At 69.0% G+C, this 25,690-nt stretch carries 22 protein-coding genes; 15 read left to right on the forward strand and 7 right to left on the reverse strand.

Annotated features, from left to right (window positions below; genetic code table 11):
* Positions 1 to 34: 34 nt before the first annotated feature.
* A complete protein-coding gene (locus ABD224_RS14210) occupies positions 35 to 739 on the forward strand; it encodes an ATP-binding protein (protein WP_344049905.1) in 705 nt (234 codons plus the stop codon).
* Positions 740 to 1,364: 625 nt separating this feature from the next.
* The gene (locus tag ABD224_RS14215; protein WP_344049906.1) at positions 1,365 to 2,264 is read left to right on the forward strand and encodes a TauD/TfdA family dioxygenase; all 900 of its coding nucleotides are present in this window, start codon (positions 1,365 to 1,367) and stop codon (positions 2,262 to 2,264) included.
* Positions 2,265 to 2,401: 137 nt separating this feature from the next.
* Here ABD224_RS14215 and ABD224_RS14220 read toward each other — a convergent pair whose 3' ends face one another.
* On the reverse strand, positions 2,402 to 3,175 hold the full coding sequence (locus ABD224_RS14220; protein WP_067395925.1) for a glycosyltransferase family 2 protein: 774 nt from the start codon (positions 3,173 to 3,175) through the stop codon (positions 2,402 to 2,404).
* Positions 3,176 to 3,241: 66 nt separating this feature from the next.
* Between ABD224_RS14220 and ABD224_RS14225 the strand changes: the two genes are divergently transcribed.
* From ABD224_RS14225 to ABD224_RS14235, 3 genes are all read left to right on the forward strand, one after another.
* Positions 3,242 to 4,492, forward strand: coding sequence for a nucleotide sugar dehydrogenase (locus ABD224_RS14225; RefSeq protein ID WP_344049908.1), 1,251 nt, complete (start codon positions 3,242 to 3,244; stop codon positions 4,490 to 4,492).
* A gap of 79 nt (positions 4,493 to 4,571) precedes the next feature.
* Complete coding sequence (locus ABD224_RS14230) at positions 4,572 to 5,933, forward strand: hypothetical protein (RefSeq protein WP_344049909.1); 1,362 nt, start codon at positions 4,572 to 4,574, stop codon at positions 5,931 to 5,933.
* On the forward strand, positions 5,930 to 7,072 hold the full coding sequence (locus tag ABD224_RS14235) for a glycosyltransferase family 4 protein (protein ID WP_344049910.1): 1,143 nt from the start codon (positions 5,930 to 5,932) through the stop codon (positions 7,070 to 7,072). Before ABD224_RS14230 ends, ABD224_RS14235 begins: the two co-directional genes overlap by 4 nt.
* A 325-nt stretch (positions 7,073 to 7,397) precedes the next feature.
* Here ABD224_RS14235 and ABD224_RS14240 read toward each other — a convergent pair whose 3' ends face one another.
* On the reverse strand, positions 7,398 to 10,346 hold the full coding sequence (locus ABD224_RS14240; protein WP_344049911.1) for an FAD-binding and (Fe-S)-binding domain-containing protein: 2,949 nt from the start codon (positions 10,344 to 10,346) through the stop codon (positions 7,398 to 7,400).
* Positions 10,347 to 10,576: 230 nt separating this feature from the next.
* On the opposite strand from ABD224_RS14240, the gene serC reads away from it, so the two are divergent.
* From serC to ABD224_RS14260, 4 genes are all read left to right on the forward strand, one after another.
* Positions 10,577 to 11,695 (forward strand): phosphoserine transaminase, encoded by a 1,119-nt coding sequence (gene serC, locus ABD224_RS14245; RefSeq protein ID WP_344049912.1) that lies wholly within the window; start codon positions 10,577 to 10,579, stop codon positions 11,693 to 11,695.
* Positions 11,696 to 11,859: 164 nt separating this feature from the next.
* Entirely contained in the window at positions 11,860 to 12,522 is a 663-nt protein-coding gene (locus ABD224_RS14250; RefSeq protein WP_344049913.1) for a M15 family metallopeptidase, read from the forward strand.
* A gap of 311 nt (positions 12,523 to 12,833) precedes the next feature.
* Complete coding sequence (locus ABD224_RS14255; RefSeq protein WP_344049914.1) at positions 12,834 to 13,415, forward strand: sugar O-acetyltransferase; 582 nt, start codon at positions 12,834 to 12,836, stop codon at positions 13,413 to 13,415.
* A 14-nt stretch (positions 13,416 to 13,429) separates the two neighbouring features.
* A complete protein-coding gene (locus ABD224_RS14260; protein WP_344049915.1) occupies positions 13,430 to 14,014 on the forward strand; it encodes a TetR/AcrR family transcriptional regulator in 585 nt (194 codons plus the stop codon).
* Positions 14,015 to 14,121: 107 nt separating this feature from the next.
* Here ABD224_RS14260 and ABD224_RS14265 read toward each other — a convergent pair whose 3' ends face one another.
* Complete coding sequence (locus ABD224_RS14265) at positions 14,122 to 15,111, reverse strand: WD40 repeat domain-containing protein (RefSeq protein ID WP_344049916.1); 990 nt, start codon at positions 15,109 to 15,111, stop codon at positions 14,122 to 14,124.
* An 87-nt stretch (positions 15,112 to 15,198) separates the two neighbouring features.
* Between ABD224_RS14265 and ABD224_RS14270 the strand changes: the two genes are divergently transcribed.
* The 3 genes from ABD224_RS14270 to ABD224_RS14280 all read left to right on the forward strand — a co-directional run bounded on the left by ABD224_RS14270 (position 15,199) and on the right by ABD224_RS14280 (position 17,644).
* Positions 15,199 to 15,876, forward strand: coding sequence for an SGNH/GDSL hydrolase family protein (locus ABD224_RS14270; RefSeq protein WP_344049917.1), 678 nt, complete (start codon positions 15,199 to 15,201; stop codon positions 15,874 to 15,876).
* 113 nt (positions 15,877 to 15,989) lie between these two features.
* Positions 15,990 to 16,580, forward strand: coding sequence for a Uma2 family endonuclease (locus tag ABD224_RS14275; RefSeq protein ID WP_344049918.1), 591 nt, complete (start codon positions 15,990 to 15,992; stop codon positions 16,578 to 16,580).
* 68 nt (positions 16,581 to 16,648) lie between these two features.
* On the forward strand, positions 16,649 to 17,644 hold the full coding sequence (locus ABD224_RS14280) for an aldo/keto reductase (RefSeq protein ID WP_344049946.1): 996 nt from the start codon (positions 16,649 to 16,651) through the stop codon (positions 17,642 to 17,644).
* Between the two features lie 389 nt (positions 17,645 to 18,033).
* Here ABD224_RS14280 and thpR read toward each other — a convergent pair whose 3' ends face one another.
* The 3 genes from thpR to ABD224_RS14295 all read right to left on the reverse strand — a co-directional run bounded on the left by thpR (position 18,034) and on the right by ABD224_RS14295 (position 20,522).
* Positions 18,034 to 18,606, reverse strand: a complete 573-nt coding sequence (gene thpR / locus ABD224_RS14285) for an RNA 2',3'-cyclic phosphodiesterase (RefSeq protein ID WP_344049947.1) — start codon at positions 18,604 to 18,606, stop codon at positions 18,034 to 18,036.
* A 73-nt stretch (positions 18,607 to 18,679) separates the two neighbouring features.
* Positions 18,680 to 20,056, reverse strand: coding sequence for an MFS transporter (locus ABD224_RS14290; protein WP_425580978.1), 1,377 nt, complete (start codon positions 20,054 to 20,056; stop codon positions 18,680 to 18,682).
* Positions 20,057 to 20,084: 28 nt separating this feature from the next.
* The gene (locus tag ABD224_RS14295) at positions 20,085 to 20,522 is read right to left on the reverse strand and encodes a MarR family winged helix-turn-helix transcriptional regulator (RefSeq protein WP_344049920.1); all 438 of its coding nucleotides are present in this window, start codon (positions 20,520 to 20,522) and stop codon (positions 20,085 to 20,087) included.
* A gap of 155 nt (positions 20,523 to 20,677) precedes the next feature.
* On the opposite strand from ABD224_RS14295, the gene ABD224_RS14300 reads away from it, so the two are divergent.
* On the forward strand, positions 20,678 to 20,860 hold the full coding sequence (locus ABD224_RS14300) for a ribbon-helix-helix protein, CopG family (protein WP_344049921.1): 183 nt from the start codon (positions 20,678 to 20,680) through the stop codon (positions 20,858 to 20,860).
* Between the two features lie 96 nt (positions 20,861 to 20,956).
* Here the strand turns inward: ABD224_RS14300 and ABD224_RS14305 are convergent, their stop codons facing one another.
* Entirely contained in the window at positions 20,957 to 22,408 is a 1,452-nt protein-coding gene (locus ABD224_RS14305) for an NCS2 family permease (RefSeq protein WP_344049922.1), read from the reverse strand.
* A gap of 319 nt (positions 22,409 to 22,727) precedes the next feature.
* Here ABD224_RS14305 and ABD224_RS14310 point away from each other — a divergent pair, with 319 nt between their 5' ends.
* Together ABD224_RS14310 and ABD224_RS14315 are read left to right on the forward strand one after the other, a co-directional pair.
* Positions 22,728 to 23,012 (forward strand): DUF2530 domain-containing protein, encoded by a 285-nt coding sequence (locus ABD224_RS14310; protein WP_344049923.1) that lies wholly within the window; start codon positions 22,728 to 22,730, stop codon positions 23,010 to 23,012.
* Between the two features lie 265 nt (positions 23,013 to 23,277).
* Complete coding sequence (locus ABD224_RS14315; RefSeq protein WP_344049924.1) at positions 23,278 to 25,674, forward strand: HAD-IC family P-type ATPase; 2,397 nt, start codon at positions 23,278 to 23,280, stop codon at positions 25,672 to 25,674.
* The last annotated feature ends 16 nt before the right edge of the window (positions 25,675 to 25,690 follow it).

Raw genomic sequence — 25,690 nt, forward strand, 5'->3', positions numbered from 1 at the left:
TGTGCATCAGAGATGCGTCAAAGGTGCCGCATTGATGCCGTTGTTCGCTTCGGTCTTCAGCGGTTGGCTGGACGTCAGCCGTCTTGAAGTGACCAAGCCACCCGGTTCCCTTCTGGCGTGCGGAGAAAACCTGGCTCTGGTGCACCGCAATCCGGAGCCGGGGAATCCACCCCCTCGTAAAGGCAAGTGCTCAATGATGATGACAGCCAGACCAGCTGGGACCGGCACCTCAAGTTACAGCGAAACGTGGCCGTGCGAACCGAAGTCTGCTCATAAGGCCCGCCGACTCGTGGAGGAGGCCATGTGCCTGTGGGGGATGAACGATCTGGCCCCGGTAGGAGAAATCATCGTCTCCGAACTTGCCACCAACACCATCAACCACTCCAAGTGCCGGTTGCTGCACGTGAAGATTTCCCGCCTCAGCCAGGACACCGTCCGCATCAGCGTGTCGGATGGGAACCGGTGGTCGGCGCCCGTGCTCCGGAAAGCACACCCGCAGGACGAGAACGGGCGGGGACTCCACCTGGTGGATCTGCTGAGCACGAAGTGGGGCTACGACCAAAAGCACTGGGGCAAGGTCGTCTGGGCCGAGCTACAGGCGGCGCAAGTCCCGGGTGCACCTGGCCTGCGCAATGGGAGTCCCGAATGCCCAGCCGTCATGCCCGAGCAGCCCGCAATCCGCGTCCCTACGGGTGGCGAACAACTGAACAACCGCCTGCCTATGAGGTGCTCGACATGACGACCGCCCAGCACCAGCCGGCGAGACGAAAACCGCCCCTCACCGCCGCAGAACTCGAAGAGGCGCTGGTCAAGACACGCATCTGAAATCCCTCCAACAGCTCCGCCTTGCTCGACGACGTCTGCGCCGTCATCGACGAGGTAGCACCTCGAAGGCATTGCTCAGCGCTTACGCGCCACCTCAAGCAACTGGTCGGCTCGCGTGCATCAACAAGGCCGACAAGAAAACGGCACGATCTACGGCTACGGCGAGGACGGCGTGCAGGTGATGGCGAGCCCCGACACGCCCCTGCCCTACGGGCACCCGAACTTGTCCACGTTCCTCGCCTCACAACTGGTGCGGGCCCGGGCTCGTTCCGCGTTGTGGACCTGGAGGAGCTGATGCACCCCCGGCAGCACACGACGACGTAACCCCACGCGTTCTGACCAGGTGCGCTCTCGACTCCCTTCTCCGGCGGACGACGGAATCGTCGGCTCCCCCTGTGGCCGGTACTCACCCGCCGGAGAGGGGCACATCCCTCTGATCACCTGTCCGGTGGCCCGGGTGACGTCCGGCGATCCAGTACCGGTTGGCCCGCGCCGTTCAAGCGACACGACGAACACCCCAAGAGATTTGGAGGTTCCGTATGTTCATCGACATCCCGAACCAACTCGAAGCTGCTCTGGCAAGTCTTCCTCTCCCGCCGTGGGAGCTGGACGGCTCGTTGCTGGTGAAGCGCACGATGGAGCGGTACCGGGCAGAGCTGACGGCTGCCCCCGGGTTCGAGGAGACCGTCGCAGCCTTGCGCCGCGCGCTGACCGGACAGGACGGTGGCTACGCGGTGCTGCGCCTGGGGAACCTCGCCAGGGCTCTGGGAACCGGGGACCGATTCCTGCGGCTGGCAACGGCCTTCGCGGCCGAGGTGGCCGTCCCCTTCTCTCCCTTCCCGAAGTGGCCTCTGTGGAAGGACATCGGGGTCAAGACCGCCAAGGACCCTGGCAAGTCCTCCGGGACCGGATACAACGCGTTTCACATGGACCTGGTGAACGCCACCCTGCCCCCGGACTACACCACGCTCCTGTGCGTCCGCCCCGACCCGCTCGGCGGCGGCCTGAGCATCCTCTCCGACGCCCACGCCGCCGTGGCACGGCTCCCGGAGGACACCCGTGCCCTCCTGGCTGAGGTTGCCTACCACTACGGGACGTTCTACGACCTGTTCGGCGTCGGCGAGGAGTACAAGCCGTTCCCGGTCCTGGACGGCTCCGCCCCAGGCAGGGGGTTCGTCCGGTTCACCGCCAAGATGCTGGAGAGGTCCCAGCTCAGCCAGGCGCACACTGACGCCGCCAGGAAGCTTGCCGAGGAACTCGTCCGGGGGCAGATCTCCTTCATGCTCCAGCCCGGGGACTACCTCATCGTGAATCAGCGCCGCTTCCTGCACGGTCGGGAGGCGCTCCACAGCGGCCAGGAGGCCGTTCCGGTCTCCGACCGGCGGCTGCTCCTCCAGTTGTTCCTGCGGGCGAGGGCCGGTGACGGCGTGGTCGTGTAGCCGACCGACGGCACTGGTGGCCCGCCGAGTGCCGCCCTTCGGGCCAGCCTCGGGCATGTGGCACGGCCACGGGGTGGGGCCTGGCCGGGCACTCCCGGAAACGGTCGCGCGCCGGCTTTCCGGGTCCGTGCACGGAGCTAGATGCGCGAGTTGCGCAGCGACTGCCACACAGCGCCGGCCAGTGCCCGCGTCGCGCGTGGGACGGACAGATGCTCGTGCTCGCGGTAGAGGGCCCAGTTGTACTTCACAAGCGACAGCTTGTTGGAGGACAGCGATCCCGCCCTGTGGGCTCGGTACACCGCAAGCGGTTCATCCAGGCCCCGCGCGTCCACGCCGTCCCGCATGATCGACAGCCAGAGGGCGTAATCCTGGCGCTTGCGCATCTCCGGCATCAGCCTCGTGCCCAGCACCTTGCGGTCGTACATGGCGGTGAGGGCACCTATGTGGTCTCGGACCAGCATCGCGCGGTAGTCGACATGCTCGCGCGCATGGATCACCCGCCCGTTCGGGACCCAGTCGGTGCTCTCGCCGTCGTAGTCGGCGTCCATCTTGTAGTACGAGGTGAACGTCAGCGGCGCATCACCCTCCGCGGCGAAGGCGAGCTGCTTCTCGATCTTCTCCGGAAGCCACATGTCGTCGCTGTCGAGAAAGGCGATGTAGTCCCCGCGGGCCCGCTGAATCGCCAGGTTGCGGGCCCGGCCCGCACCACCCCGCTCGGGTGCCGACTCCGGCAGGACGCGCTCGTCCTGCTCGGCGAACTCGCGAAGCAGGTCCATGGACCCATCGGAGGACTGGTCATCGGTGACCAGCAGCTCCAGGTCGCTGTGGGTCTGCGTGAGCACCGATCGGACGGCTGCGCCGAGGGTGGCTGCCGAGTTGTACACGGGCATCACGACCGACACCAGGGGCACAGTCCTTCTCCTCACCAGCCCAAGAACGAGAGTCCATTCAAGCACCGGTTTCGAGTAGGAGTCGCCATGCAGGTAGTTGTCGCAGGCCAAGGCTATGTGGGGCTTCCCTTGGCCGTACGCGCCGCTGAGGTGGGGCACCGTGTCGTCGGCTACGACGTGGACACGCACCGCGTCGGGCAGCTCGCCGCCGGCCGGTCTTACGTGAGGGAGGTGGACTCCTCGCGGCTGTGCGCAGTGCTGAAGTCCGGGGCCTACTCCGCGACCACCGACGCTGACGCGCTCGCCGGCTTCGACATCGCGGTGATCACTGTGCCGACCCCCCTGCGGGACGACGTGCCGGACTTGAGCTACATCGAGTCCTGCGCCCGGATGCTGGGCAAGTACCTTCGCCCTGGTGCGACGGTGGTCCTGGAGTCCACGTCCTATCCCGGCACCACGGAGGAATTACTGCTGCCGATCCTGGAGGAGGTGTCGGGTCTCAAGGGCGGGGTGGACTTCCTGGCCGGATTCAGTCCCGAGCGGCTCGGAAACAAGCGTTGGTCGTTCGAGGGGACGCCGAAGTTGGTGTCGGGGATCAACGTCACATCACTCGACGTGATCAAGGGCTTCTACGACGGAATTTTTCAGACTACGGTACCGGTGTCCGGGACGAAGGTCGCCGAACTGGCCAAGCTGATCGAGAACACCTTCCGGTTCGTCAACGTCTCCATGATCAATGAGCTGGCAATGTTGGCCGCTTCCCTCGGCGTGGACATTTGGGAGGCAATTGACGCTGCCGCGACCAAGCCATTCGGATTCATGCGGTTCACCCCGGGGCCGGGAGTCGGTGGGCACTGCCTGCCCGTTGACCCGATGTTCCTATCTTGGAAGGTTCAGCAGGAGCTTGGTATCCCCTTTCGGTTCGCGGAACTCGCCGCCGATGTGAACCGACGCATGCCCGACTACGTCGTCCGGCGTCCCGTGGCAGCACTCGACAGGCGCGGAATTCCTGCCAGCGGATCTCGCATTCTGCTGCTCGGCTTGACCTACAAGTACAACGCCACTGACCTTCGCAATTCTCCATCGGCACGTGTCGCCGAACTTCTCCTCGGCCTCGGTGCCGATGTCCGTGGGGCCGAACCCAACATCCCAGACGGCGACGACGCCAAGCTGAACGTGCCCCGGGTCGACGCAACTCCGGACGAAGTGGCTGCCACTGATGCAGTGATCCTTCTCATGGATCACCCGCAATTCGATCTCTCGATGATCCAGCAACACGCTGCCTATGTTCTCGACTGCCGAAACCGCCTTTCCGGGCCGAACGTCGAGACCCTTTAGCCGATCAAACCCCCAGGCCCCGCAGTCGATCATCCATTTCCCCGGAGTTGTCTTGCACGACGAATGGGAACACGCCCACATGGACTACACCGTGCCCGCGCAGCGTCATATTCCTGCATCGCTGGCAGAAAGCGAGAGTGACTGGCGTGACTATCTGGAGCACTCAACCCCCAACGGCTGGCTGATGCAGAACAACGCCATGACCGAAGCACTCGTCAGCGGACGGCCGATGCACCTGCTGCACGTCACCAAGAACATCGAAGCCATCCGCGCCAGCGGGGAGTTGCACGTTTCCACCGGATGCCTGGTCGGGGCCCTGTACTGCTCACCTCTCGCCAGCCAGCGCGACGGATTGCGCCCGCACAACCTCGGCGCCTACCTGTTGCGAACGAAACCCTCCACCACGCCCATGATCCTCGAGGTCACCCCGGATGGCCCGATCCGGCCCAAGGGCATCGACTACTTGCACCTCGGTCCCATCCACCTGCGCACGTTCCAGCGCTACCAAAGCTTCCTCACTCCGGCCGAGAACGAGCAGCTCGACCGCGCCGTGCTGACCGGGTTGCGCCTCGCCGCCCCGTTCCTCGACACCGCCCTGCGCAACGCCGCCGGCCACGCCACCCCGGCGCCCCAGTTCATCGACCAGTTGTCCGACGCCGTGATGCATGTGCCGTTCCTTGGCTACCTGTACTTCGAGGTTGTGTCCGAATACCTGATGCTCCACTCCGCTACCTCGGAGACCAAGACCTACGCCCAGGTCGGGGAACTGAACAACTGGCTTTACAAACGACTCGCCTACGCCGCCGTGGACGGCATGGACCAGGTGTTCGACCTGTCCCGTTTCCATCCACGTCATCACCGGCTCGTTCAGATCATCGAAGGCATGGAACCGGCACTCGTCCCGGGAGTCGCCGAGTACGTGCGGAGACGCCTGTCCCATCTGTTCGCCCGAACCGCACTGCACCCGTCTCAGGACGCAGCAACAGTAACCTTCCAGGGCACCGATCTCGACATGCTCCGGAAAGCCGCGCCAGGATTGATCGGCCAGATAGTCTTCCGCGAGATCCGGTATATGCCCCGCTATCGGCAGTTGTATCACTGCTTCGAGAAGGCCAAGGCCCTCGAGGCATGGAACTACTGGAACTGCGAGGGAATACCCACCCCCTTCAACGGAATCCTCCCCAAGGGAGAGATTGGGATCAATCCCGTCTACCCCCGGTCGACAGTCCGGGTATGGCTTGCAGAACAGGACAGCAAAGGATGTTTACATCCGGCCGATGAGATCGCAGTTATCTTCACACCGCACCTGGCGTCGTGGTGGGTGCCTCCCCGTCAGCACGAGCTGCAGGACACCGCAGAAAATTCACAAGTCAAGTTGGCCTTGGAAGCCCGGTCTTCGATTCTCCCCCAACGGTCATCACTGAATGGAATTTCCACATGAGCGCCAAAATCCTGAACGTCCTGACCGGTGTCAACCGCGCCTCCGAGCCTTCGTCCGGGAGCATGATCCTCGTCAGCGATCTCTATGGCAGCGCGATGCCTGACGTCCACACGACCTTCCTGGGCAGGGCACCGGTTGATCAGGAGTGGAAGGCCGCGTTTGATCAGCTGCTCATCCTCTCCACGACGAAACGGCCTCACGGCCCGGACTTCGACGCCTACGTTGACGAGCTCACGCGTGAGGTCAGTGCTCTCATCAAGAAGATCCAGCCGCAGCCGGATGCCATTCACGCCCAGTACCTCGGGTTCGCTCTCAGCCTGGCCCTCACCCGAACCGTCGGCAACATCCCGATCATCGCCATCGCCCACGGTCCCGACGTGATGGCAGCCGAGCGCAGCTCACTGGAACGCGAGGCCATGAACGAAGTGGCTGCCGCAAGCGCCGCGATCGTAGCTCCGACCTCTGCCCTCGCCGACCGCATCGACTGCCTCACCGGACACCGATTCACCGATCGGCTCACCGTCATCCCATGGGGCATCCCATTGAACGATGTCCGGGTACGCGACCAACCGCCTACCGGAACCGGGCCCCTGTCCCTGGTGCACGCTGGCCGACTGGACGACAACAAATCCACAATCACCGCCATCGAAGCCCTCGCTCTGACCTGTCAGCCGCATCGCTTGACCGTGATCGGAGACGGCAGCCTCCGGGGTCGTCTGGAACAGCGAATCAACGAACTCGGGCTGCGAGACCGGGTTCGGTTTGAACCGTTCCTACCCCGCGCCGAACTGTGGCGCCGCCTGCCGACATTCGACGTCTTCGTCTTCACGACCAGAGGCTTGGAGGCTTTCGGGCTCGTCCTCATCGAAGCTCAAGCCCACGGACTTCCGGTTGCCCACTCCGATCTTCCCGGTGTGAGGGAAATCCTCGGGAGCTCTGGTGTTCCCTACATTCCTGGCGACCCGCGCTCACTGGCCACAGCCCTGGACGAGATGGGCCGCGACCTCCATCGGCGCAAGGTCCTGACCGAGGCGGCCGTCAACAACGCGCGCCGATACAACATCACAACCACAGGCTGCCAACTCCGTGAACTGACGCTCCGCGTCGCCTTCCAACGTCCACGGCATCAGAGGGCGTAACAGATCGCGGTCGTTGACGTTTGGGCTGTGAAGAGGGTTGCGTTTCACGTCGGCCCCGCAGTGCCCCAGGGGGCAGTGACCACCGCAGTGGCACAGTCGCCGTCGGCACCCGCCCCACCGGCAAAACCACCCTCGTGCGCCGCCCAGACCGCCGGCCTCGGCATCCCCAAGCTCCAGCAGCAGACCGCCGAGCGCGCCGAATGGATCGACGCCGCGTTCCGAGAAGGGCGGCTGGAGGGCCGAGAACTCGAACCAGGACACAACGGACCGAAGAATCCTTGACCCTCCCGACCCCTCACCCCCGGAAAACCCAGGGGCGGCCCCCTCACCTCCCCTCCGGCTCCTCTTCCGGCTTCTCCCCCGATCCCTTCTCCAGCCCCTCCGCCAGCACCTCCGCCAGGTGCCGCCCCCGCACCCCGGCCAGCTGCTCCAGCTGCGTACGGCACGAGTAGCCGTCCGCCAGGACCACCGCCCCGTCCGGCGCCCGCCGCACCGACGGCAGGAGCTGTTCCTCGGCGCAGGCCACCGACACCTCCCAGTGGCCCTTCTCGAAACCGAAGTTCCCGGCCAGGCCGCAGCAGCCACCGGCCGGTTCACCGGTCAGTCCCGCCGCCGCGCGCAGCTCCCGGTCGGCCGCATCGCCGAGGACCGCGTGCTGGTGGCAGTGGGTCTGGCCGACGACCGGGCGGTCCAGGCGGGGCGGGGTCCAGTCGGGGGCGTGGCGCCGAAGGGTCTCGGCGAAGGTCAGCACCCGGCCGGCCAGACGCCGGGCGCGCGGGTCGTCGGGCAGCAGTTCCGGCAGGTCGGCGCGGAGGGCGGCGGCGCAGCTCGGTTCCAGGACGACGACCGGGGCGGAGGTCTCGAGCACCGGCTCCATCAGGTCGAGGGTGCGGCGCAGCACGGCGCGGGCGCGGTCGAGCTGGCCGGTGGAGAGGTACGTCAGCCCGCAGCACACCCGTCCCCGGCCGCGCAGCACGGACACCGGGTTCAAGGTCACCGACCGTCCGTCGCCCACGAAAGGCCGGCGCAGGTGCAGCGTCGGCGGCAGCGCCACCCGCAGCCCGGCGGCCTCCAGCACCCGGACGGCCGCACGGCCCACGGCGGGCGACAGATGCTCGGTGAAGGTGTCCGGCCACAGGACGACCAGCTCGCCCCGCCCCCGCTCCCCGCCCGTCCGCCTGCGGCGCCACCACCGGGTGAACGGCTCCCCCGCCACCCGTGGGACGTCCCGTTCGGGGGCGATGCCGCCCAGCCGTTTCGCCGCCGACGCCAGCGGGGGCACCGCGGCGAGCGCGTTCAGCAGCGGGGCGGTGCGGGTACGGGCCACCCAGCGCAGCCACACCGGGAGCCGGCCCAGGACGTAGTGGGCGGCGGGACGGAGCCGTCCGGCGTAGTGGTGGTGCAGGAACTCCGCCTTGTACATGGCCATGTCGACCTCGACCGGGCAGTCGGACCGGCAGCCCTTGCACGCCAGGCACAGGTCGAGCGCGTCCCGGACCTCCGCCGACCGCCAGCCGTCGGTCACCAGCTCGCCCGCGAGCATCTCGTGCAGCAGCCGGGCCCGCCCGCGCGTGGAGTGCCGCTCCTCGCCCGTGACCCGGAAGGAGGGGCACATCACCGCCGGGCCCGCCGCCGTGGTCGTACGGCACTTGGCGACGCCCACGCACCGGCGTACCGCCGCCGAGAAGTCGCCGCCGTCGGCCGTGTAGCCGAAGGCCACGTCGACCGGGCGGCGGGGCAGCACGGAGAAGCGCAGATTGGCGTCCAGCGGGGCCGGGCGGACCAGCATCCCGGGGTTGAGCAGGTCGTCGGGGTCCCAGATGCCCTTGACCCGCTCGAAGAGGGCCACCATCTCCTCGCCGTACATCCTCGGCAGCAGCTCGGCCCGTGCCTGTCCGTCCCCGTGCTCCCCGGACAGCGAACCGCCGTGCGCCACCACCAGCCCGGCCAGTTCCTCCGAGAACCGCCGGAAACGGCCGATCCCCTCCTTCGTCAGCAGGTCGAAGTCGATGCGGACGTGGATGCAGCCGTCCCCGAAGTGCCCGTACGGCGTGCCGCGCAGCCCGTGGGCGGCCAGCAGGGCCCGGAAGTCGCGCAGATACGGGCCCAGCCGGGCCGGCGGCACCGCGCAGTCCTCCCAGCCCGGCCATGCCTCGGTGCCGTCGGGCATCCGGGTCGCCGTCCCGCTGGCGTCCTCCCGGATCCGCCACAGCGCGCGCTGGGCGGCCGGTTCACCGACGATCAGCGCGTCCACGGCACCGGCCGCGCGCACGATCGTCTCCGCGTGCGCGCGTGCCTCCCGCTCCGACTCCCCGCCCGTCTCCACGAACAGCCAGGCGTCGCCCCGCGGCAGCCCGGTCGCCGAGGGCACCAGGTCCCGTGCCATGCCCTCCACCGTGAGCGGCCGGTGCGGCAGCAGACCGGCCGCGGCCTCGGCGGCGGCGCTCTCGTCGGCGTACCCGAGGACGACCAGTACACGCGCGCGTGGCACCTCCACCAGCCGTACGACCGCCTCGGTCAGCACGCCCAGGGTGCCCTCCGAGCCGCAGAAGGACCGCGCCACGTCCGCGCCGCGCTCGGGCAGCAGGGCGTCCAGCGCGTATCCGGAGATACGGCGGGGCAGCTCGGGGAATCCGGTGCGCAGCCGGGCCAGCTCGCCCTCCACCAGCTCCCGCAGTCCGTCCGGGGCCCCGGCCCATCCCGGTCCCAGCCGCAGCCGTTGCCCGCGCGCGGTGATCACCGACAGCTCCCGCACCCCGTCCGCGGTCGTCCCCCAGGCCACCGAGTGGGAGCCGCACGCGTTGTTGCCGATCATCCCGCCGAGCGTGCAGCGGCTGTGCGTGGAGGGGTCCGCCCCGAAGCGCAGCCCGTACGGTGCGGCGGCCTCCTGCAGCCGGTCGAGGACCAGCCCCGGCTGGACGACGGCCGTCCGCGTCCCGGCGTCGATCTCCAGCAGCCGGTTCATGTGCCGGGTGAAGTCCAGCACCACGCCCGTTCCGGTCGCCTGTCCCGCGATCGACGTCCCGCCGCCCCTCGCCACCACCGGCACGCCGTGCTCCCGGCAGATCTCCAGCACCGCCGCCACGTCGTCGGCGTCCCGGGGAGCCACCACACCCAGCGGGACCCGCCGGTAGTTGGAGGCGTCCATGGTGACCAGCGCCCGCGCGGTGACGTCGAACTCCACGTCACCGCGCACGGCCCGGCGCAGCCGCGTCCGGAGCCCGGACGGAATCCCGGAGGAAAACCCGGAAGAAAGCCCCGAGGAATCGGTCATGCGTCCCAGCATGCACACAGCTCTCCACGCGGCCGTCCCGGGCCGTCCGCAGCCGTCCGGAATCGCTGCTCCCGGGGGCCGTCCGGAACCGCTCCAGCAGGCTGTCCGGGGCGTTTGTTCCGGGGAGCTGTCCAGGGGTTGTCCAGAGGTTGTCCAAGGGCTGTCCTGGGCAGTCTCATCCGGCGGAATGTGTTTCACCCGGATTTCCCCGACCCGCTACGCTCCCGTTCGTGGCTGAGATCCAGATTCCCTCTGACATCAAGCCCGCGGACGGACGTTTCGGCGCGGGTCCCTCCAAGGTGCGGACGGAGGCGCTGGACGCCCTCGCCGCCACCGGCACGTCCCTCATGGGCACCTCCCACCGCCAGGCTCCGGTCAAGAGCCTGGTCGGCAAGGTACGTGAGGGCATCAGCGAGCTGTTCCGGCTCCCCGACGGCTACGAGGTCGTGCTCGGCAACGGCGGCTCCACGGCCTTCTGGGACATCGCGACCCACGGTCTGATCGAGAACAAGTCGCAGCACCTCAGCTTCGGCGAGTTCAGCTCGAAGTTCGCCAAGGCCGCCAAGCTCGCCCCGTGGCTCGCCGAACCGACCGTCATCTCCACCGACCCGGGCACGCACCCCGAGCCGCGGGCCGAGGCCGGCGTCGACGTCTACGCCTTCACGCACAACGAGACCTCGACCGGTGTGGCCATGCCCATCAAGCGGGTCGCGGGCGCCGACGAGAACGCCCTGGTCCTGGTCGACGCCACCTCCGGTGCCGGCGGCCTGCCGGTCGACATCGCCGAGACCGACGTCTACTACTTCGCCCCGCAGAAGTCCTTCGCCTCCGACGGCGGCCTGTGGATCGGCATCTTCTCCCCCGCCGCCCTCGAGCGCGCCGAGCGCATCCACGCCTCCGGCCGCCACATCCCGGCGTTCTTCAGCCTCCCCACGGCGATCGACAACTCCCGCAAGAACCAGACGTACAACACCCCGGCCCTGGCCACCCTCTTCCTGCTGAACCAGCAGCTGGAGTGGCTCAACGGCCAGGGCGGTCTGGACTGGGCGGTCCGCCGCACCGCCGCCTCCGCCCGCACGCTGTACGGCTGGGCGGAGGAGGTGAAGTTCGCGACGCCGTTCGTCACCGACCCGGCCAAGCGCTCCCAGGTCATCGGCACGATCGACTTCTCCGACGAGATCGACGCCGCCGCCGTCGCCAAGGTGCTGCGCGCCAACGGCATCGTCGACACCGAGCCCTACCGCAAGCTCGGCCGCAACCAGCTGCGCATCGCCATGTTCCCGGCCATCGACCCGGCGGACATCGAGGCCCTGACGAAGTGCATCGACTACGTCATCGAGAGGCTGTGATCGCCGCCCCACGACGGTGAGAGGCGCCCGGCGGACTGTCCGCTGGGCGCCTTTCGTGCGTTTCCTGCCGTCCGTTCCCGCCATTCTTTCCGCAGCCCCGGTGACCTGCTCCTCAATCGTGCGAACCCGACCTGCCGGGTGGACCGGTCGGCAAGGATCGGTGCATGAGCGAGACCGTGCTGATGTCTGATCCGAGAATCGCGACGATCCCGGTGGCCGACTGCGGTGAACCGCTGCTGGACGTCCGGCTTCAGGAATCCCTCGTCGTCGACCCCCGCAGGGCCGATTCCTTAGGGGCGTTCGCGCATGTGAGAGAAGGCGTCCTGATCCGTCTTCTCAAGGCACAGGAACTGCTTCCGGACGGCATCCGTCTGCTGTTCGTCGAGGGATACCGGCCGCCCGTGCTGCAGCGCTCCTACTTCGAGAGGTACGTCACCGAACTGCGCGCCGAGAACCCGGAGTGGTCGCTCGCGCAGGTGCGCGAGGCCGCGAGCCGCCATGTGTCCCCGCCGGAGATCGCGCCGCACAGCGCCGGTGCCGCGGTGGACCTCACACTGATCTCCGCCGACGGGCGGGAACTCGACATGGGAACCCGGGTGAACGCCGGACCGGAGGAGAGCGACGGCGTCTGCTCCCCGCCCGCCCCTCGCATCAGCTCCGAAGCGCGGGCCAACCGGCGACTGCTCGGTGACGCGCTCACCGCCGTGGGCCTGGTGCACCACCCCACCGACTGGTGGCACTGGTCCTACGGCGACCGCTACTGGGCTTTTTCCACTGGAGCCGGCAGCGCGATCTACGGGCCGCGGAACTTCAGGTCCCCCCTGTGACCCTCGGGCTTCCCGTCCCCCGGTGTGCGCACACCGCCCGGGTGCGTGCCGGACGCGTGCGCACAACGTGCGCAAGAGGCGTGCACCGGCCGGGTGTTCACACCTTTTCAGCAGGTGGGGTTTTCAGCAGGCGGGCCCGAGCCCCTCGGCGGATCCGTCGCGCCGGATGCATCCCTGCCGCGCAGAGCCGCGGGACCGGTGCGGCAGAGCCGTGGGACGCCGTCCTCCGGGCGCTCGCCGGACTCCTCCGGGCGCCCTTCCCCGCCCGGAGGAGTGTACGTTCGTACACTTCGTGGGATACGGTCGTCCGCATGCCGACCGACTACTTCGCCGACGACCCGCGCACCAACCTGGAGCGCATGCTCGCGGGCGACCTGTACATCGCCGACGATCCGGAGATCGCCCGGCGGCAGCAGCGCGCGATGCGGCTCGCCGCCCGCTACCAGGCCGCCTATGCCGAGGACGCCGACGGCGCCAGGCCGCTGCTGGCCGAGCTGCTCGGCGCGGTGGGCGAGGGCGTCGACGTACGGCCGCCGCTCCATGTCGACTACGGCAGCAACATCCGCATCGGCGCCCGCACCTTCGTCAACTACAACCTGACGGCACTGGACGTCGCGCGGATCACCATCGGCGAGGACTGCCAGATCGGCCCGAACGTCCAGCTCCTCACCCCCACCCACCCCCTGGAGCCGCAGCCCCGGCGCGACAAGCTGGAGGCCGCGCTCCCCATCACCATCGGCGACAACGTCTGGCTCGGCGGCGGCGTCATCGTGTGCCCGGGGGTGACCATCGGCGACAACTCCGTCATCGGTGCCGGAGCGGTGGTCACCAAGGACATCCCGGCCAACGTCCTGGCCGTCGGCAACCCCGCCCGTCCCGTCCGCGACCTCTGAGCCGAGGCCCCCTCATGGCCACCGGACGCACCGACCCGCAGCGACGTGAGCGGATTCTCGCCGCCACCCTCGACCTGATCGCCGACGAGGGGGTCGCCGGCGTCTCCCACCGCAAGATCGCCGCCCGTGCCCGGGTCCCCCTCGGGTCGATGACGTATCACTTCTCCGGCATCGACGAGCTGCTGCACGAGGCCTTCACCCGCTTCGCCGACCGCATCGTGGCCGTCTTCGAGCAGCACCTCGGCCGGGCCGACGGTCCCGAACAGGCCCGTGAGGCGGTCACCGACCTCGTCCACGCCCTCTCGGAAGGCCCCCGCCGCGATCTCGTCCTGACCCAGGAGCTCTACACCCTCGCCGCCCGCGACCCGGCCTACCGGGAGCTGACCCGGGCCTGGATGCACCGCAGCCGCCGTCTGCTGGAGCGGCACTTCGACGCGGACACCGCCCGTCAGCTCGACGCGCTGATCGAGGGCCTGACCCTGCACCGCGCCCTGGACACCAGCCCGCACGACCGCGAGCTGACGCGCAGGGCCGTCACCCGCATCACCGCCGCCGCCCGGCCGGCACCCGCCTCAGCCGCCCGTGGGGGCACGGCCTGACCCCGCACCCCACGGGCCCGGCCCCTGCCGGGGCCCGCGCGTCACCTGCTGGTCTCACCTGCCGGGGCATCCGTGTCAACGACGTCTCACCTGCGGGGGCATCCGTGTCAACGCCGGCGGCGCAGCAGCCGCCCCAGTCCCAGCACCGCGACCACCGCCACGACGGCCGCCGCGAGGGTGCCCGCCCCGAGGCCGCCGCTCCCGCCCGCGCCGGACCCGGCGGCACCCGAACCGTCCCGCGAGGACGGCGCCGTGCCCTTCTTCCCGGCGCCCGGCGCGTCGTACGCCACCACCGGGCTGTCGGCCCCCTCGCTGCCGTACAGCAGCTTGCTGCCGTCGGCGCTGTAGGTGAGGGACTCGCCCTGCGCCTGCAACGGCACCTGGAGCCGGCCGGCCCGCTTGATCCTGCCGCCGTTCCAGTCGTAGTGGATGCCGCCGAAGTAGCCGCGTACGGCGAGGTGTTCGCCGTCGGGCGAGAGGGCGGCGTCGGTGGCCCACAGATCGACGGGAGCGATCGGCCGGAAGATGTTCGTGCCCGAGGCGGACAGCTCAGCGGGGCCCTCGTACAGATGCCCTCCGTCCTCGTTCTTGTCGATGATGTAGACGCGCCCCGTCTTCGGGTGCACCACCATCGACTCGGCGTCGCGGGCGCCGTTCTCGTACTTCACGACGTACTGCGTGGCCCGGATCGTCTGGTCCTTCAGCTCCTTCGGCTCGGGCAGCCGGTAGATCCACACATACGGCCAGGTGCCGCCGCGGTTGTCGCCGATGTCGCCGACGTAGATCTGATCATCGGGTCCGATGGAGATGGCCTCCACGTCGCGGGGCGTGCCGATCCCGCTGAGGGTGACGGTGGCGACGGTCTCGCCCGTCCTGCCGTCCACGGCGTAGATCTGGGGGCCGTATCCGCTGTCGTTGTGGGTCCAGTAGACGCCCGGGTGTTGGCGTGAGGCCGCGAGCCCGCTGGACTCCTTGATCCGGGGGTCCTTGATCGTGAACCCGTCGTCGCCGTCGGCGGCGGAGGCGGCGGGCACGGCGGACACGGTGAGCGCACCCGCGAGAAGAGCCCCGGCGAGCAGGGAGAACGGTCGGCGCATATCTCAAGCCTGCCATCTCGCAGGGGAGTTCACCCGCGTGGTGGGCCTCACATCGCACCGCGTCCCGTGATCGTCCATCATGAGCGGATGCTCAGGTTCATGCCCGTCGGCGACTCCATGACCATCGGCAGCGCGGGCGAACACACGTGGCGTTACCGGCTGTGGCGGCATCTGTGCGCGACGTACGACGGCCCGTTCACGTTCGTCGGTCCCCGCGAGGCGCTGTACGACAAAACGGCAAACGCGCCGGTCTCGTACGCCTATGCCGTCCCGGACTTTCCCCGCGCCCATCTGGCCGGCTGGGGCGAGGGCTGGGGGCACATGGCCCCGGTGATCGGCGAGGCGGTGCGGGAGCACCGGCCGGACGTGCTGCTGGTGTTCCTGGGCCTGATCGACCTCGGCTTCTACACCAACGCCGAGCAGACGGAGGTGAACGTGCGCGCCTTCGTGGCGGCGGCGCGGGAGGGCAACCCGCGCATCCGCATGGTCGTCCTCCCCGTGATCCCCAATGTCCTCGCCGCGTCCGACCCGTCCTTCGCCGCCCAGGTGTCCCTCTTCAACGAGCTGCTGGCCAAGGCGGTGTCCGACCTGGACGAGCCCCGTTCCCCGCTGCTTCTCGCCTCCCCTCCGGCGGCGTACGACGTCCGCACCGACACCTACGACGGCACCCACCCGAACGAGAGCGGCGAGCACAAGATCGCGGAAGCATTCGCGAGGGCGATGCACCAGGCGTGGGGATGGGGCGGGGAGTACAAGGGCGGCTGAGCCGCGCCGGCTCCTTTCGGCGTACGCGCGGGGAGCCGTGTCCTTGTCACCGTGCGTATCGTTGTACTGCGCGGCTGTACTCGTCCACGGTGCGGCCGGGGAGGAGCGCCGCGATGACCGTCCTGGACGGCAGGATCACGATGGCCGAGAGCGACGACACGCGGTGGCTCGACGACATGTTCGAGCGGCTCGAGAAGATGCCCGTCCCCGAGGGATACAAAGTGGAAATCGTCGAGGGGACCGTCTGCATGTCGCCGCGGCGCACCGTGCGCTGGCAGACCATTTTTCTGCTCATCAAAGTGCTGATGGCCCGCTTCGGCGAAGACGTCAACCTGGTGTCCGACGTCCGCGTCGACTTCCCTGGCCATCGGAACGGCTTCGCCCCGGATCTGGTGAAGTTCCGTGACGGTGCCACGCCCGACGCGCGGGGGCGCTGGTCCCCGAAGGACGTGGAGTTCATCGCGGAGGTCATCTCCAAGGACACCGGCTTCAACGACTACGGCCCCAAGAAGGCCGCGTACGCCCGCGCCGGGGTTCCCGTCCACCTGATCGCCGACCCCTACGCGGGCGAGTGCCGCCTGTTCACCCAGCCCAAGGACGGTACATACCTCAGCGAGACGTCCATCGCCTACGGCGGCGAGGTCGACATGACCTCGACTCCTCTCGGCCTCACCCTCAAGACCGACGGCTTCCCCCGCGACTGACCGCTGCCGCACCCCTCTGCCCGGCTCCCCTTGCTTCGAGCGCACTCCAGGACGTTGGCTTGGAAACCATGGAGTACACACAGCTCGGACGCACAGGGCTCAAGGTCAGCCGACTGGTGCTCGGCACGATGAACTTCGGCCCGCAGACCGACGAGGCGACCAGCCACACGATCATGGACGCGGCGCTGGACGCGGGGATCAACTTCTTCGACACCGCCAATGTGTACGGCTGGGGCGAGAACAAGGGCCGTACCGAGAGGATCATCGGCAACTGGTTCGCCAAGGGCGGTGACCGGCGCGACAAGGTCGTGCTGGCCACCAAGGTGTACGCGAACATGGCCCCGGACGGCGCCCCCGCCTGGCCGAACCACGACAAACTGTCCGCTCTGAACATCCGGCGGGCCGTCGACGCCAGCCTCAAGCGGCTGCAGACGGACTACATCGACCTCTACCAGTTCCACCACATCGACCGCAGCACCCCCTTCGAGGAGATCTGGCAGGCCATCGACGTCCTGATCCAGCAGGGCAAGATCCTCTACGTGGGGTCGAGCAACTTCCCCGGCTACAAGATCGCGCAGGCCAATGAGATCGCCGCCCGCCGGAGCGGCACCATCGGGCTGGTCAGCGAGCAGTGCCTCTACAACCTCGTCGAGCGCCGTGCCGAGATGGAGGTCATCCCGGCCGCACAGGACTACGGGCTCGGCGTCATCCCCTGGTCGCCGCTGCACGGCGGACTGCTGGGCGGGGTGATCAGGAAGGAGGCCGAGGGTGTCCGGCGCGTCTCCGGGCGGGCCGCCGAGGCGCTCGGCGACGAGTCCCTGCGCTCCCGGCTCCAGAGGTACGAGGACCTGCTCGACAAGCACGGTCTGGAGCCCGGCGAGGTCGCGCTGGCCTGGCTGCTCTCCCGGCCCGGCGTGACCGGTCCGATCGTGGGGCCGCGCACCGTCGAGCAGCTCGAGTCGGCCCTGCGGGCGGTCGAGCTGGAACTGAGCGAGGAACTGCTGGCTGAACTCGACGAGATCTTCCCGGGTCCGGGGCCGTCCCCGGAGGCCTTCGCCTGGTAGATCCCGGCGGTTCCGGGAACCACGGGCCCGGAGAGACCACGGGCCCGGCGGGTCCACGAGCCCTGGGGGTCGAGCCGTGGGGTGCCGAGTCCGGCCGAGTCGGCGGATCGGACCCGCCGGACCCGCGCCCCGCGGGCCCGGCTGGTCCCCAGGCCCGCTCGACGGGCGGGTCCCCAGGCCCGCTCGACGGGCGGGTCCCCAGGCTCCCTGGGTCCGCAGGCCCCGGCAGGCATCCGCGCAGGCGTCTACGGACCCGTCGCCTCCGCCCCGGCGGTCGCGTCCACGGGCGTCACTTGCCGAACGCGGCCGCCAGGGCCACGACGGCGAACATCAGCACGAGTGCACCGGCCATGATCCGGTTCCGGGTTTTCGGGTCCACGTCCTCGAGACTAACCGGCCCCGCGCAGCGGCCGGCGGGCGACCGGCTCGTAGCGGGGCTGCTCGCCCGCCACCCCGGACCTGGGCAGACGGCTGTGGACGAGGACCAGCTCCTCCACGGTCCAGGCGGGGCTGGTGAAGTCCGCCAGCGCCTGGACATACGCCCGTACGTCCATCGCGTCCCGGCTGCGGGCCACCGTGAGGTGGGCCCGGTACGGGCGGTGCTCCCTCGTCGGCACCCCCGCCTTCCGCGCCGCCGCCTCCGCCCGGCCGGCCAGCAGCCGCATGGCCCGCAGATCGCCGTCCGCCCCCGCCCACAGCGCCCTGCCGCGTCCGAACTGCCCGCCGCCGCGCAGCGCCAGGGTGAAGGGCTCCGTACGCCGTGCGGCCTTCTCCAGCCGTGCCGACAGTTCCGGTACGAGCTCCTCGTCGACCTCGCCGTAGAAGGCGAGCGTGAAGTGCCAGCCGGGGCGGTGCGTCCAGCGCAGCCGGTCCGCGCCGGGCAGCTTCCTCAGCCCGGCGACCTCGCGCGCGAGCGCTCCGAGGACGTTCTCGGGAGGCAGGACGGCCGCGAAGAGTCTCATGGAGCCCATGGAGCCAGTGTCCCCGCCGTGCGTCCGGCGGCTCCACGGCACCGGCCCTGCATGCGGCACCGGCCTACAGCGCCGCCGGCTCCTCGCGCCGCTCGCGCGGGACCAGGCCGACGCGCGGGTGGCCGTGGTGCCAGCCGAAGGACAGGCGCATCCCGCCGGCCCGGGTCAGGATCAGGCCGATGACACCGGCCGCGGCGAGCGAGACCGCACCGCCGAAGGCGAAGCCGACCCGGGCGCCGTAGGTGTCGGTGATCCAGCCGACCAGGGGCGCGCCCAGCGGCGTACCGCCCACGAAGACCATCATGAACAGGGCCATCACCCGGCCGCGCATGGCCGGGTCGGTGGCCATCTGCACCGCGGTGTTCGCCGTGACGTTGACCGTCAGGCCGAAGATCCCGATGGGGGCCATCAGCAGGACGAACAGCCCGTACGACGGGGCCAGCGCGGCCACGATCTCCAGAAGGCCGAAGGCGGCGGCCGCCGTGAGGAGCACCCGCAGCCGGGCCGCGCGGCGGCGGGCGGCGAGCAGGGCGCCGGTCAGCGAGCCGACCGCCACCACCGTGTTGAACAGGCTGTAGGCGCCGGCGCCGGAGTGGAAGACGTCCTCGGCGTAGGCCGACAGCCACACCGGGAAGTTGAAGCCGAAGGTGCCGACGAAGCCGACCAGGACGATCGGCCAGAGCAGCTCGGGGCGGCCGGCCACATGGCGCAGGCCCTCACGGAGCTGGCCCCTGCCGCGCGGGGTGCGCTCGACGACGTGCAGCTCACGGGCGCGCATCAGGAGCAGGCCAATGATGGGGGCGAGGAAGGACAGGCCGTTGGCGAGGAACGCCCAGCCGGTGCCGACTCCGGTGATCATGAGACCCGCGACGGCGGGGCCGATCAGACGGGCGGACTGGAAGTTCGCGGAGTTCAGGCTGACCGCGTTCGGCAGCTGCTTCGGGCCGACCATCTCCGAGACGAAGGACTGGCGGGCCGGGTTGTCGACGACCGTGGCGAGGCCGACCGCCAGCGCGGCGAGGTAGACGTGCCAGACCCGGACCTGCCCGGTGAGGGTGAGCGCGGCGAGCGCAAGACCGGAGACGGCCATGGACGTCTGGGTGACGAGCAGGGTGGGCCGCTTGGGCAGCCGGTCGACGAGGACACCGCCGTAGAGGCCCAGGAGCAGCATCGGCAGGAACTGCAGGGCGGTGGTGATGCCGACGGCGGCGGAGGAGCCGGTGAGGCTCAGCACCAGCCAGTCCTGGGCGATGCGCTGCATCCAGGTGCCGATGTTGGAGATCACTTGCCCGAAGAAGAACAGGCGGTAGTTCCTGATCTTCAGCGAGCTGAACATCGAGGACGTGCGGGGGGATGTCCTGCGGGGGGATGCGGAAGTGTTCTGCGTGGTGTCGTGGTGGGTGGGTGCGGGGACGGAGTCTGCTCCGGATCCCGTACTCAAAGGGTTTCGCCTCCTTGTCCGACGTCTTTCACAGATGCGCGAGCTTTTCCAGCACGGGGGCGGCGGCGCGCAGTTTCGCCCACTCCTCCTCGTCCAGTCCTTCGACCAGACCGGCCAGGAAGGCGTTCCGCTTGCGGCGGCTCTCCTCGAGCATGGCCTCGGCCTGTTCGGTTCTGGTGACCAGCTTCTGGCGCCGGTCCTCGGGGTGCGGCTCCAGGCGGACCAGTCCCTTGGCCTCGAGCAGCGCCACGATGCGGGTCATCGAGGGGGGCTGCACATGCTCCTTGCGGGCGAGCTCGCCCGGGGTGGCGCTTCCGCAGAGGGAGAGGGTGCCCAGCACCGACATCTCGGTGGGGCTCAGCGACTCGTCGACGCGCTGGTGCCTGAGCCGACGGGACAGCCGCATCACGGCAGAGCGCAGGGAATTCACGGCGGCGGCGTCTTCGGCGCGGCTGAGATCCAGCATGGTATTTAGCGTAAGTCATTACTCTCGCTAAATACCAGTGGCAACGGCACTCCGCACCCGTGATGCCTGCCACGGCAAGAGAATGTCACTCTTTCGAGTGATATCGGCACGGAACGTCACACCTCGTGCCGAAGAGTGGGGCAACTCTCGTTCCCATGGGATCAAGCGTGCTGAGCGTGCGCATCGACCATGAGCTGCTCGAGCGGCTCAAGGGCCATGCGGCAAAAAGAGGAATGAGCGTCCAGGACTATGTCGTCCGGACGCTCATTCGAGCCGACTTCGACGAACGATTCCAGGCCGCCGTCGAGGAGACGGAGAGGTTCTACGGAGTCACCTGACCCGGCCGGCCCTCCCGGGCCGGCCGGGCCCGATCGGGCCGGACCGGACCTGAGCGCCTGACCGGATCGGACCGGGCTGGACCGGACCGGGCCGCATCAGGTCAGGCCGAGAGCCGGCATCAGGTAGTAGAAGGCGAAGACCGCCGCCACCACGTACATCGGCACCGGGACCTCCCGGCCACGGCCGGCCACCAGACGCAGCACCGCGAAGGCGATGAAGCCCATGCCGATGCCATTGGTGATCGAGTAGGTGAACGGCATCATCACCATGGTGATGAAGGCCGGGATGGCGATGGTGTAGTCCGCCCAGTCGATGTCCCTGACCGCTCCGGCCAGGATCAGGAAGCCGACCGCGAGCAGGGCCGGGGTGGCCGCCTGGGACGGAACCATGGTGGCGACGGGCGTCAGGAACAGCGCCACGACGAACAGGGCGCCGGTCACGATGTTGGCGAAACCGGTGCGGGCACCCTCACCGACACCGGCCGTCGACTCCACGAAGCAGGTGGTGGCCGAGGAGGAGCTGGCGCCACCGGCGGCGACCGCGATGCCGTCGACGAAGAGGACCTTGTTGATCTCGGGCATCTGCCCCTGGGCGTCGGTCAGCTTGGCCTCGTCGCTGATGCCCATGATCGTGCCCATGGCGTCGAAGAAGCAGGACAGCAGCACGGTGAAGACGAACAGGACGCCGGTCAGCACCCCGACCTTGGAGAAGCCGCCGAAGAGGCTGACCTGACCGATCAGCCCGAAGTCGGGGGTCGAGACGGGGTTGCCGGGCCACTTCGGGGTGGTGAGCCCCCAGGAGGGCACCTTCGCGACGGCGTTGATCACGACGGCCAGGACGGTCATCGCGACGATCGATATGAGGATCGCTCCGGGCACCTTGCGCACGATCAGCGCGAGCGTGAGCAGCGTGCCGAGCACAAAGACCAGGACCGGCCAGCCGCTGAGGTGGCCATTGGCGCCGAGCTGCAGCGGGACGGTGGTCTGGGCGGCGTCCGGGATACGGGAGACGAAGCCGGAGTCGACGAGCCCGATCAGCATGATGAACAGGCCGATACCGATGGAGATGCCCTTGCGCAGACCGAGCGGCACGGCGTTCATGACGCGCTCGCGCAGACCCGTGGCGACGAGCAGCATGACGATGAATCCGGCGAGCACCACCATGCCCATGGCATCCGGCCACGACATGCGCGGTGCGAGCTGCAGCGCGACCACGGTGTTCACGCCGAGGCCGGCGGCGAGCGCGATCGGCACATTGCCGATGACGCCCATGAGAAGCGTGCTGAAGGCAGCGGACACGGCGGTGGCGGTGACGAGCTGCCCGTTGTCGAGCTGGTGCCCGTACATGTCTTTCGCGCTGCCGAGGATGATCGGGTTCAGCACGATGATGTAGGCCATCGCGAAGAAGGTGGCGAATCCGCCGCGGATCTCCCGGGACAGGGTGCTGCCCCGTTCGGAGATCTTGAAGAAGCGGTCGAGAGCGCCGTACACCGGCGGAGTTCCCGGTTCCTCGGGAGCAGGGGCCTTGGCGGTGGCCGAGGTGGACATGCGAGTTGACCTCAGGAAACGCGGATGGGCACGGAGTGGCGGGCCTGACCGAAGGGTTTCCCCTCATATCTCCGTTCTCTCCTGTTTGGAGATTCCTCCAAAGATAAGTGGTCAGACACGAACCGTTTCAGTATGAACATATGAAGGACAAAAGACCATCTCCGCGCGTAGAAGAAGGAACCACAAGAAGATCGACAAGAAGATCGACAGAAGACCGGCAAGAAGATCAGCAGGAGAGACGGGCAAGAAGACCGGCAGGAGCCCGTGCGGGAGAGCCGCCGCGCCGAACAACGGGACGGGGGACCATAAACTGACCCCCATGGCGAAGTGGACCCCCAAGTACGAGGCACCGGAGCCCTTGGAGGGCCCAGTGGTCGCCACCATCACCGGCGGCACGATCGTCTGGTTCGTCCTCTTCCTGGTCCAGCTCCCCTTCTACGGCTGGCTCCGCGACCACGGCCACACCTGGTGGCTCTGGACCTGTCTGGCCGGCGGCGGGCTGGGCCTGTTCGGCATCTGGTACGTCCGGAAGCGGGACGCGGCCATCAAACGGGAGGCGGCGAAGCGGTCCGCCCAGCAGGAGGAGCCGACGTCGGCGGAGTGACGGAGCAGCGGAGCAGCGCGGGCGGCGTGCCCGCCGAGGCCGGGACGGAGCCTCACCCGGGCCCCGGGGAGCGAGGCCCCAAGGACCAGGAAACGGAACCGCCCTCACCCCATTGGACTCCCCTGGACTCCCCCGGACCTCACGGGCCCCTGCCGAGGACAAACGAGATCCCCCCTACATCTCCCGTACGATCCCGCTCCTCCCCTGGCCTGATCTTCCCTGCTCCAACGCGTGCGACAGCACGACCGCACGTAACGTCGGAGGCATGACATACACCGACGCGGGCGCCGAGGTGGACCCCGTGCGTCCCGTGTCCGTCCCCGCGACGGCCCGGGCGACCGGACTCACCTCCGCCGAAGTCGCGGAACGCAAGGCCCGCGGCGAGATCAACGACGTCCCGGTCCGCAGCAGCCGCTCCCTGCTCGAGATCGTCCGCGCCAATGTCTTCACCCGGTTCAACGCGATCATCGGCGTGCTCTGGCTGATCATGCTCGTGGTCGCGCCCATCCAGGACAGCCTCTTCGGCTTCGTGATCATCGCCAACACCGGCATCGGCATCATCCAGGAGTGGCGGGCGAAGAAGACCCTGGACTCCCTCGCCCTCATCGGCGAGGTCCGGCCCACGGTCCGCCGCGACGGCATCGCCACCGAGGTCGCCGCCTCCGAGATCGTCCTGGGCGACCTCATCGAGATCGGCCCCGGGGACAAGATCGTCGTCGACGGCACCTGTGTCGAGGCCGACGGCCTGGAGGTCGACGAGTCCCTGCTCACCGGTGAGGCCGACCCCGTCGTCAAGCGGCCCGGCGCCCCCCTCATGTCCGGCAGCTTCGTCGTCGCCGGCGGCGGCGCGTTCCAGGCGACCAAGGTCGGCCGCCACGCCTACGCCGCCCAGCTCGCCGAGGAGGCGTCCCGCTTCACGCTCGTCCGTTCCGAACTGCGCAGCGGCATCTCCACCATCCTCAAGTACGTCACCTGGATGATGGTCCCGACCGCGATCGCCCTGATCGTCAGCCAGCTGGTGGTGAAGGACACCGAGCTGAAGGAGTCCGTCGCCCGCACCGTCGGCGGCATCGTCCCCATGGTCCCCGAGGGCCTGGTCCTGCTCACCTCCGTCGCCTTCGCCATCGGCGTGATCCGGCTGGGCCGCAAGCAGTGCCTGGTCCAGGAGCTTCCCGCGATCGAGGGCCTGGCCCGCGTCGACACGGTCTGCCTGGACAAGACCGGCACCCTCACCGAGGGCGGCATGGACGTCACCGAGCTGAGAGTCCTGGACGGCCACGACGAGACGTACATCCGCAAGGTCCTCGGTGCCCTCGGCGAGTCCGACCCGCGCCCGAACGCCTCCCTCCAGGCGATCATCGACGCCTGTCCCGACAACGACGAGTGGCGTTGCGTGGAGTCGCTGCCCTTCTCCTCCGCCCGCAAGTACAGCGGCGCCAGCTTCGAGGGCAACGGCGAGTCCAGTACGTGGCTGCTCGGTGCCCCGGACGTCCTCCTGCACGCCGACGCGCCCGCCCTCGCCGAGACCGTCCGGCTCAACGAGCAGGGCCTGCGCGTGCTGCTGCTCGCCCGTGCCACCCGTGACCTGGACGACCCGGACGTCGCCCGGACCGTCGTCCCCGCCGCTCTTGTCGTCCTGGAGCAGCGGCTGCGGCCCGACGCCGCCGACACCCTGCGCTACTTCGCCGAACAGGACGTCCGCACCAAGGTCATCTCCGGCGACAACGCGGTGTCCGTCGGGGCGGTCGCCGCGAAGGTCGGCCTGGACGGCGCCGTCGTCGACGCCCGGAAGCTGCCCGCCGAGCGGGAGAAGATGGCCGAGGTCCTCGACGAGGCCACGGTCTTCGGGCGGGTCTCCCCCCAGCAGAAGCGGGACATGGTCGGCGCCCTGCAGTCACGCGGGCACACGGTCGCGATGACCGGGGACGGCGTGAACGACGTGCTCGCCCTGAAGGACGCCGACATCGGCGTGGCGATGGGCTCCGGCTCGGAGGCCACCCGGGCCGTCGCCCAGATCGTGCTGCTGAACAACAGCTTCGCGAGCCTGCCGGCCGTGGTCGCCGAGGGGCGGCGGGTCATCGGCAACATCACGCGGGTCGCGACGCTGTTCCTGGTGAAGACGGTCTACTCGGTGCTGCTGGCGGTGCTGGTGGTCTGCTCGCAGGTGGAGTACCCGTTCCTGCCCCGCCATCTGACCCTGCTGTCCACGCTGACCATCGGCGTCCCGGCCTTCTTCCTCGCCCTCGCCCCGAACAAGGAACGCGCCACGCCCCACTTCGTACGGCGGGTCATGCGCTACGCGATTCCGGGCGGACTGGTGGCCGCCGCCGCGACCTTCACGACGTACCTGATCGCCCGGCACCACTACACCGGCCCGGGCGCCCTGGAGGCGGAGACCAGCGCGGCCACGCTCACACTGTTCCTGATCGCGATGTGGGTCCTGGCGATCGTCGCCCGCCCCTACACCTGGTGGCGCATCGCCCTGGTGGCCGCGATGGGCTCGGCCTTTCTCCTCGTGCTGCTCGTCCCCGTGCTCCAGGACTTCTTCGCCCTGCAGCTGGTCGGCACGACGATGCCCTGGCTCGCGGTGGGCGTCGCCGCGGTCGCGGCGACCGCCCTGGAGTTCCTGTGGAGGTGGGCCGGCCGCCGGTTCCCCGTCTAGGCCGACGCCGCCGGAG

This window comes from Streptomyces thermoalcalitolerans (genome assembly GCF_039525155.1).
GTDB lineage: Bacteria > Actinomycetota > Actinomycetes > Streptomycetales > Streptomycetaceae > Streptomyces > Streptomyces thermovulgaris.

What these genes read in the sequence shown, in the direction of transcription:
- ABD224_RS14210 (WP_344049905.1), top strand. Translation starts at nt 35, where the DNA reads ATGCCGTTGTTCGCTTCGGTCTTCAGCGGTTGGCTGGACGTCAGCCGT.
- ABD224_RS14215 (WP_344049906.1), top strand. Translation starts at nt 1,365, where the DNA reads ATGTTCATCGACATCCCGAACCAACTCGAAGCTGCTCTGGCAAGTCTT.
- ABD224_RS14225 (WP_344049908.1), top strand. Translation starts at nt 3,242, where the DNA reads ATGCAGGTAGTTGTCGCAGGCCAAGGCTATGTGGGGCTTCCCTTGGCC.
- ABD224_RS14230 (WP_344049909.1), top strand. Translation starts at nt 4,572, where the DNA reads ATGGACTACACCGTGCCCGCGCAGCGTCATATTCCTGCATCGCTGGCA.
- ABD224_RS14235 (WP_344049910.1), top strand. Translation starts at nt 5,930, where the DNA reads ATGAGCGCCAAAATCCTGAACGTCCTGACCGGTGTCAACCGCGCCTCC.
- ABD224_RS14240 (WP_344049911.1), bottom strand. Translation starts at nt 10,346, where the DNA reads ATGACCGATTCCTCGGGGCTTTCTTCCGGGTTTTCCTCCGGGATTCCG.
- ABD224_RS14250 (WP_344049913.1), top strand. Translation starts at nt 11,860, where the DNA reads ATGAGCGAGACCGTGCTGATGTCTGATCCGAGAATCGCGACGATCCCG.
- ABD224_RS14255 (WP_344049914.1), top strand. Translation starts at nt 12,834, where the DNA reads ATGCCGACCGACTACTTCGCCGACGACCCGCGCACCAACCTGGAGCGC.
- ABD224_RS14260 (WP_344049915.1), top strand. Translation starts at nt 13,430, where the DNA reads ATGGCCACCGGACGCACCGACCCGCAGCGACGTGAGCGGATTCTCGCC.
- ABD224_RS14265 (WP_344049916.1), bottom strand. Translation starts at nt 15,111, where the DNA reads ATGCGCCGACCGTTCTCCCTGCTCGCCGGGGCTCTTCTCGCGGGTGCG.
- ABD224_RS14270 (WP_344049917.1), top strand. Translation starts at nt 15,199, where the DNA reads ATGCTCAGGTTCATGCCCGTCGGCGACTCCATGACCATCGGCAGCGCG.
- ABD224_RS14275 (WP_344049918.1), top strand. Translation starts at nt 15,990, where the DNA reads ATGACCGTCCTGGACGGCAGGATCACGATGGCCGAGAGCGACGACACG.
- ABD224_RS14280 (WP_344049946.1), top strand. Translation starts at nt 16,649, where the DNA reads ATGGAGTACACACAGCTCGGACGCACAGGGCTCAAGGTCAGCCGACTG.
- thpR (WP_344049947.1), bottom strand. Translation starts at nt 18,606, where the DNA reads ATGAGACTCTTCGCGGCCGTCCTGCCTCCCGAGAACGTCCTCGGAGCG.
- ABD224_RS14295 (WP_344049920.1), bottom strand. Translation starts at nt 20,522, where the DNA reads ATGCTGGATCTCAGCCGCGCCGAAGACGCCGCCGCCGTGAATTCCCTG.
- ABD224_RS14300 (WP_344049921.1), top strand. Translation starts at nt 20,678, where the DNA reads ATGGGATCAAGCGTGCTGAGCGTGCGCATCGACCATGAGCTGCTCGAG.
- ABD224_RS14305 (WP_344049922.1), bottom strand. Translation starts at nt 22,408, where the DNA reads ATGTCCACCTCGGCCACCGCCAAGGCCCCTGCTCCCGAGGAACCGGGA.
- ABD224_RS14310 (WP_344049923.1), top strand. Translation starts at nt 22,728, where the DNA reads ATGGCGAAGTGGACCCCCAAGTACGAGGCACCGGAGCCCTTGGAGGGC.
- ABD224_RS14315 (WP_344049924.1), top strand. Translation starts at nt 23,278, where the DNA reads ATGACATACACCGACGCGGGCGCCGAGGTGGACCCCGTGCGTCCCGTG.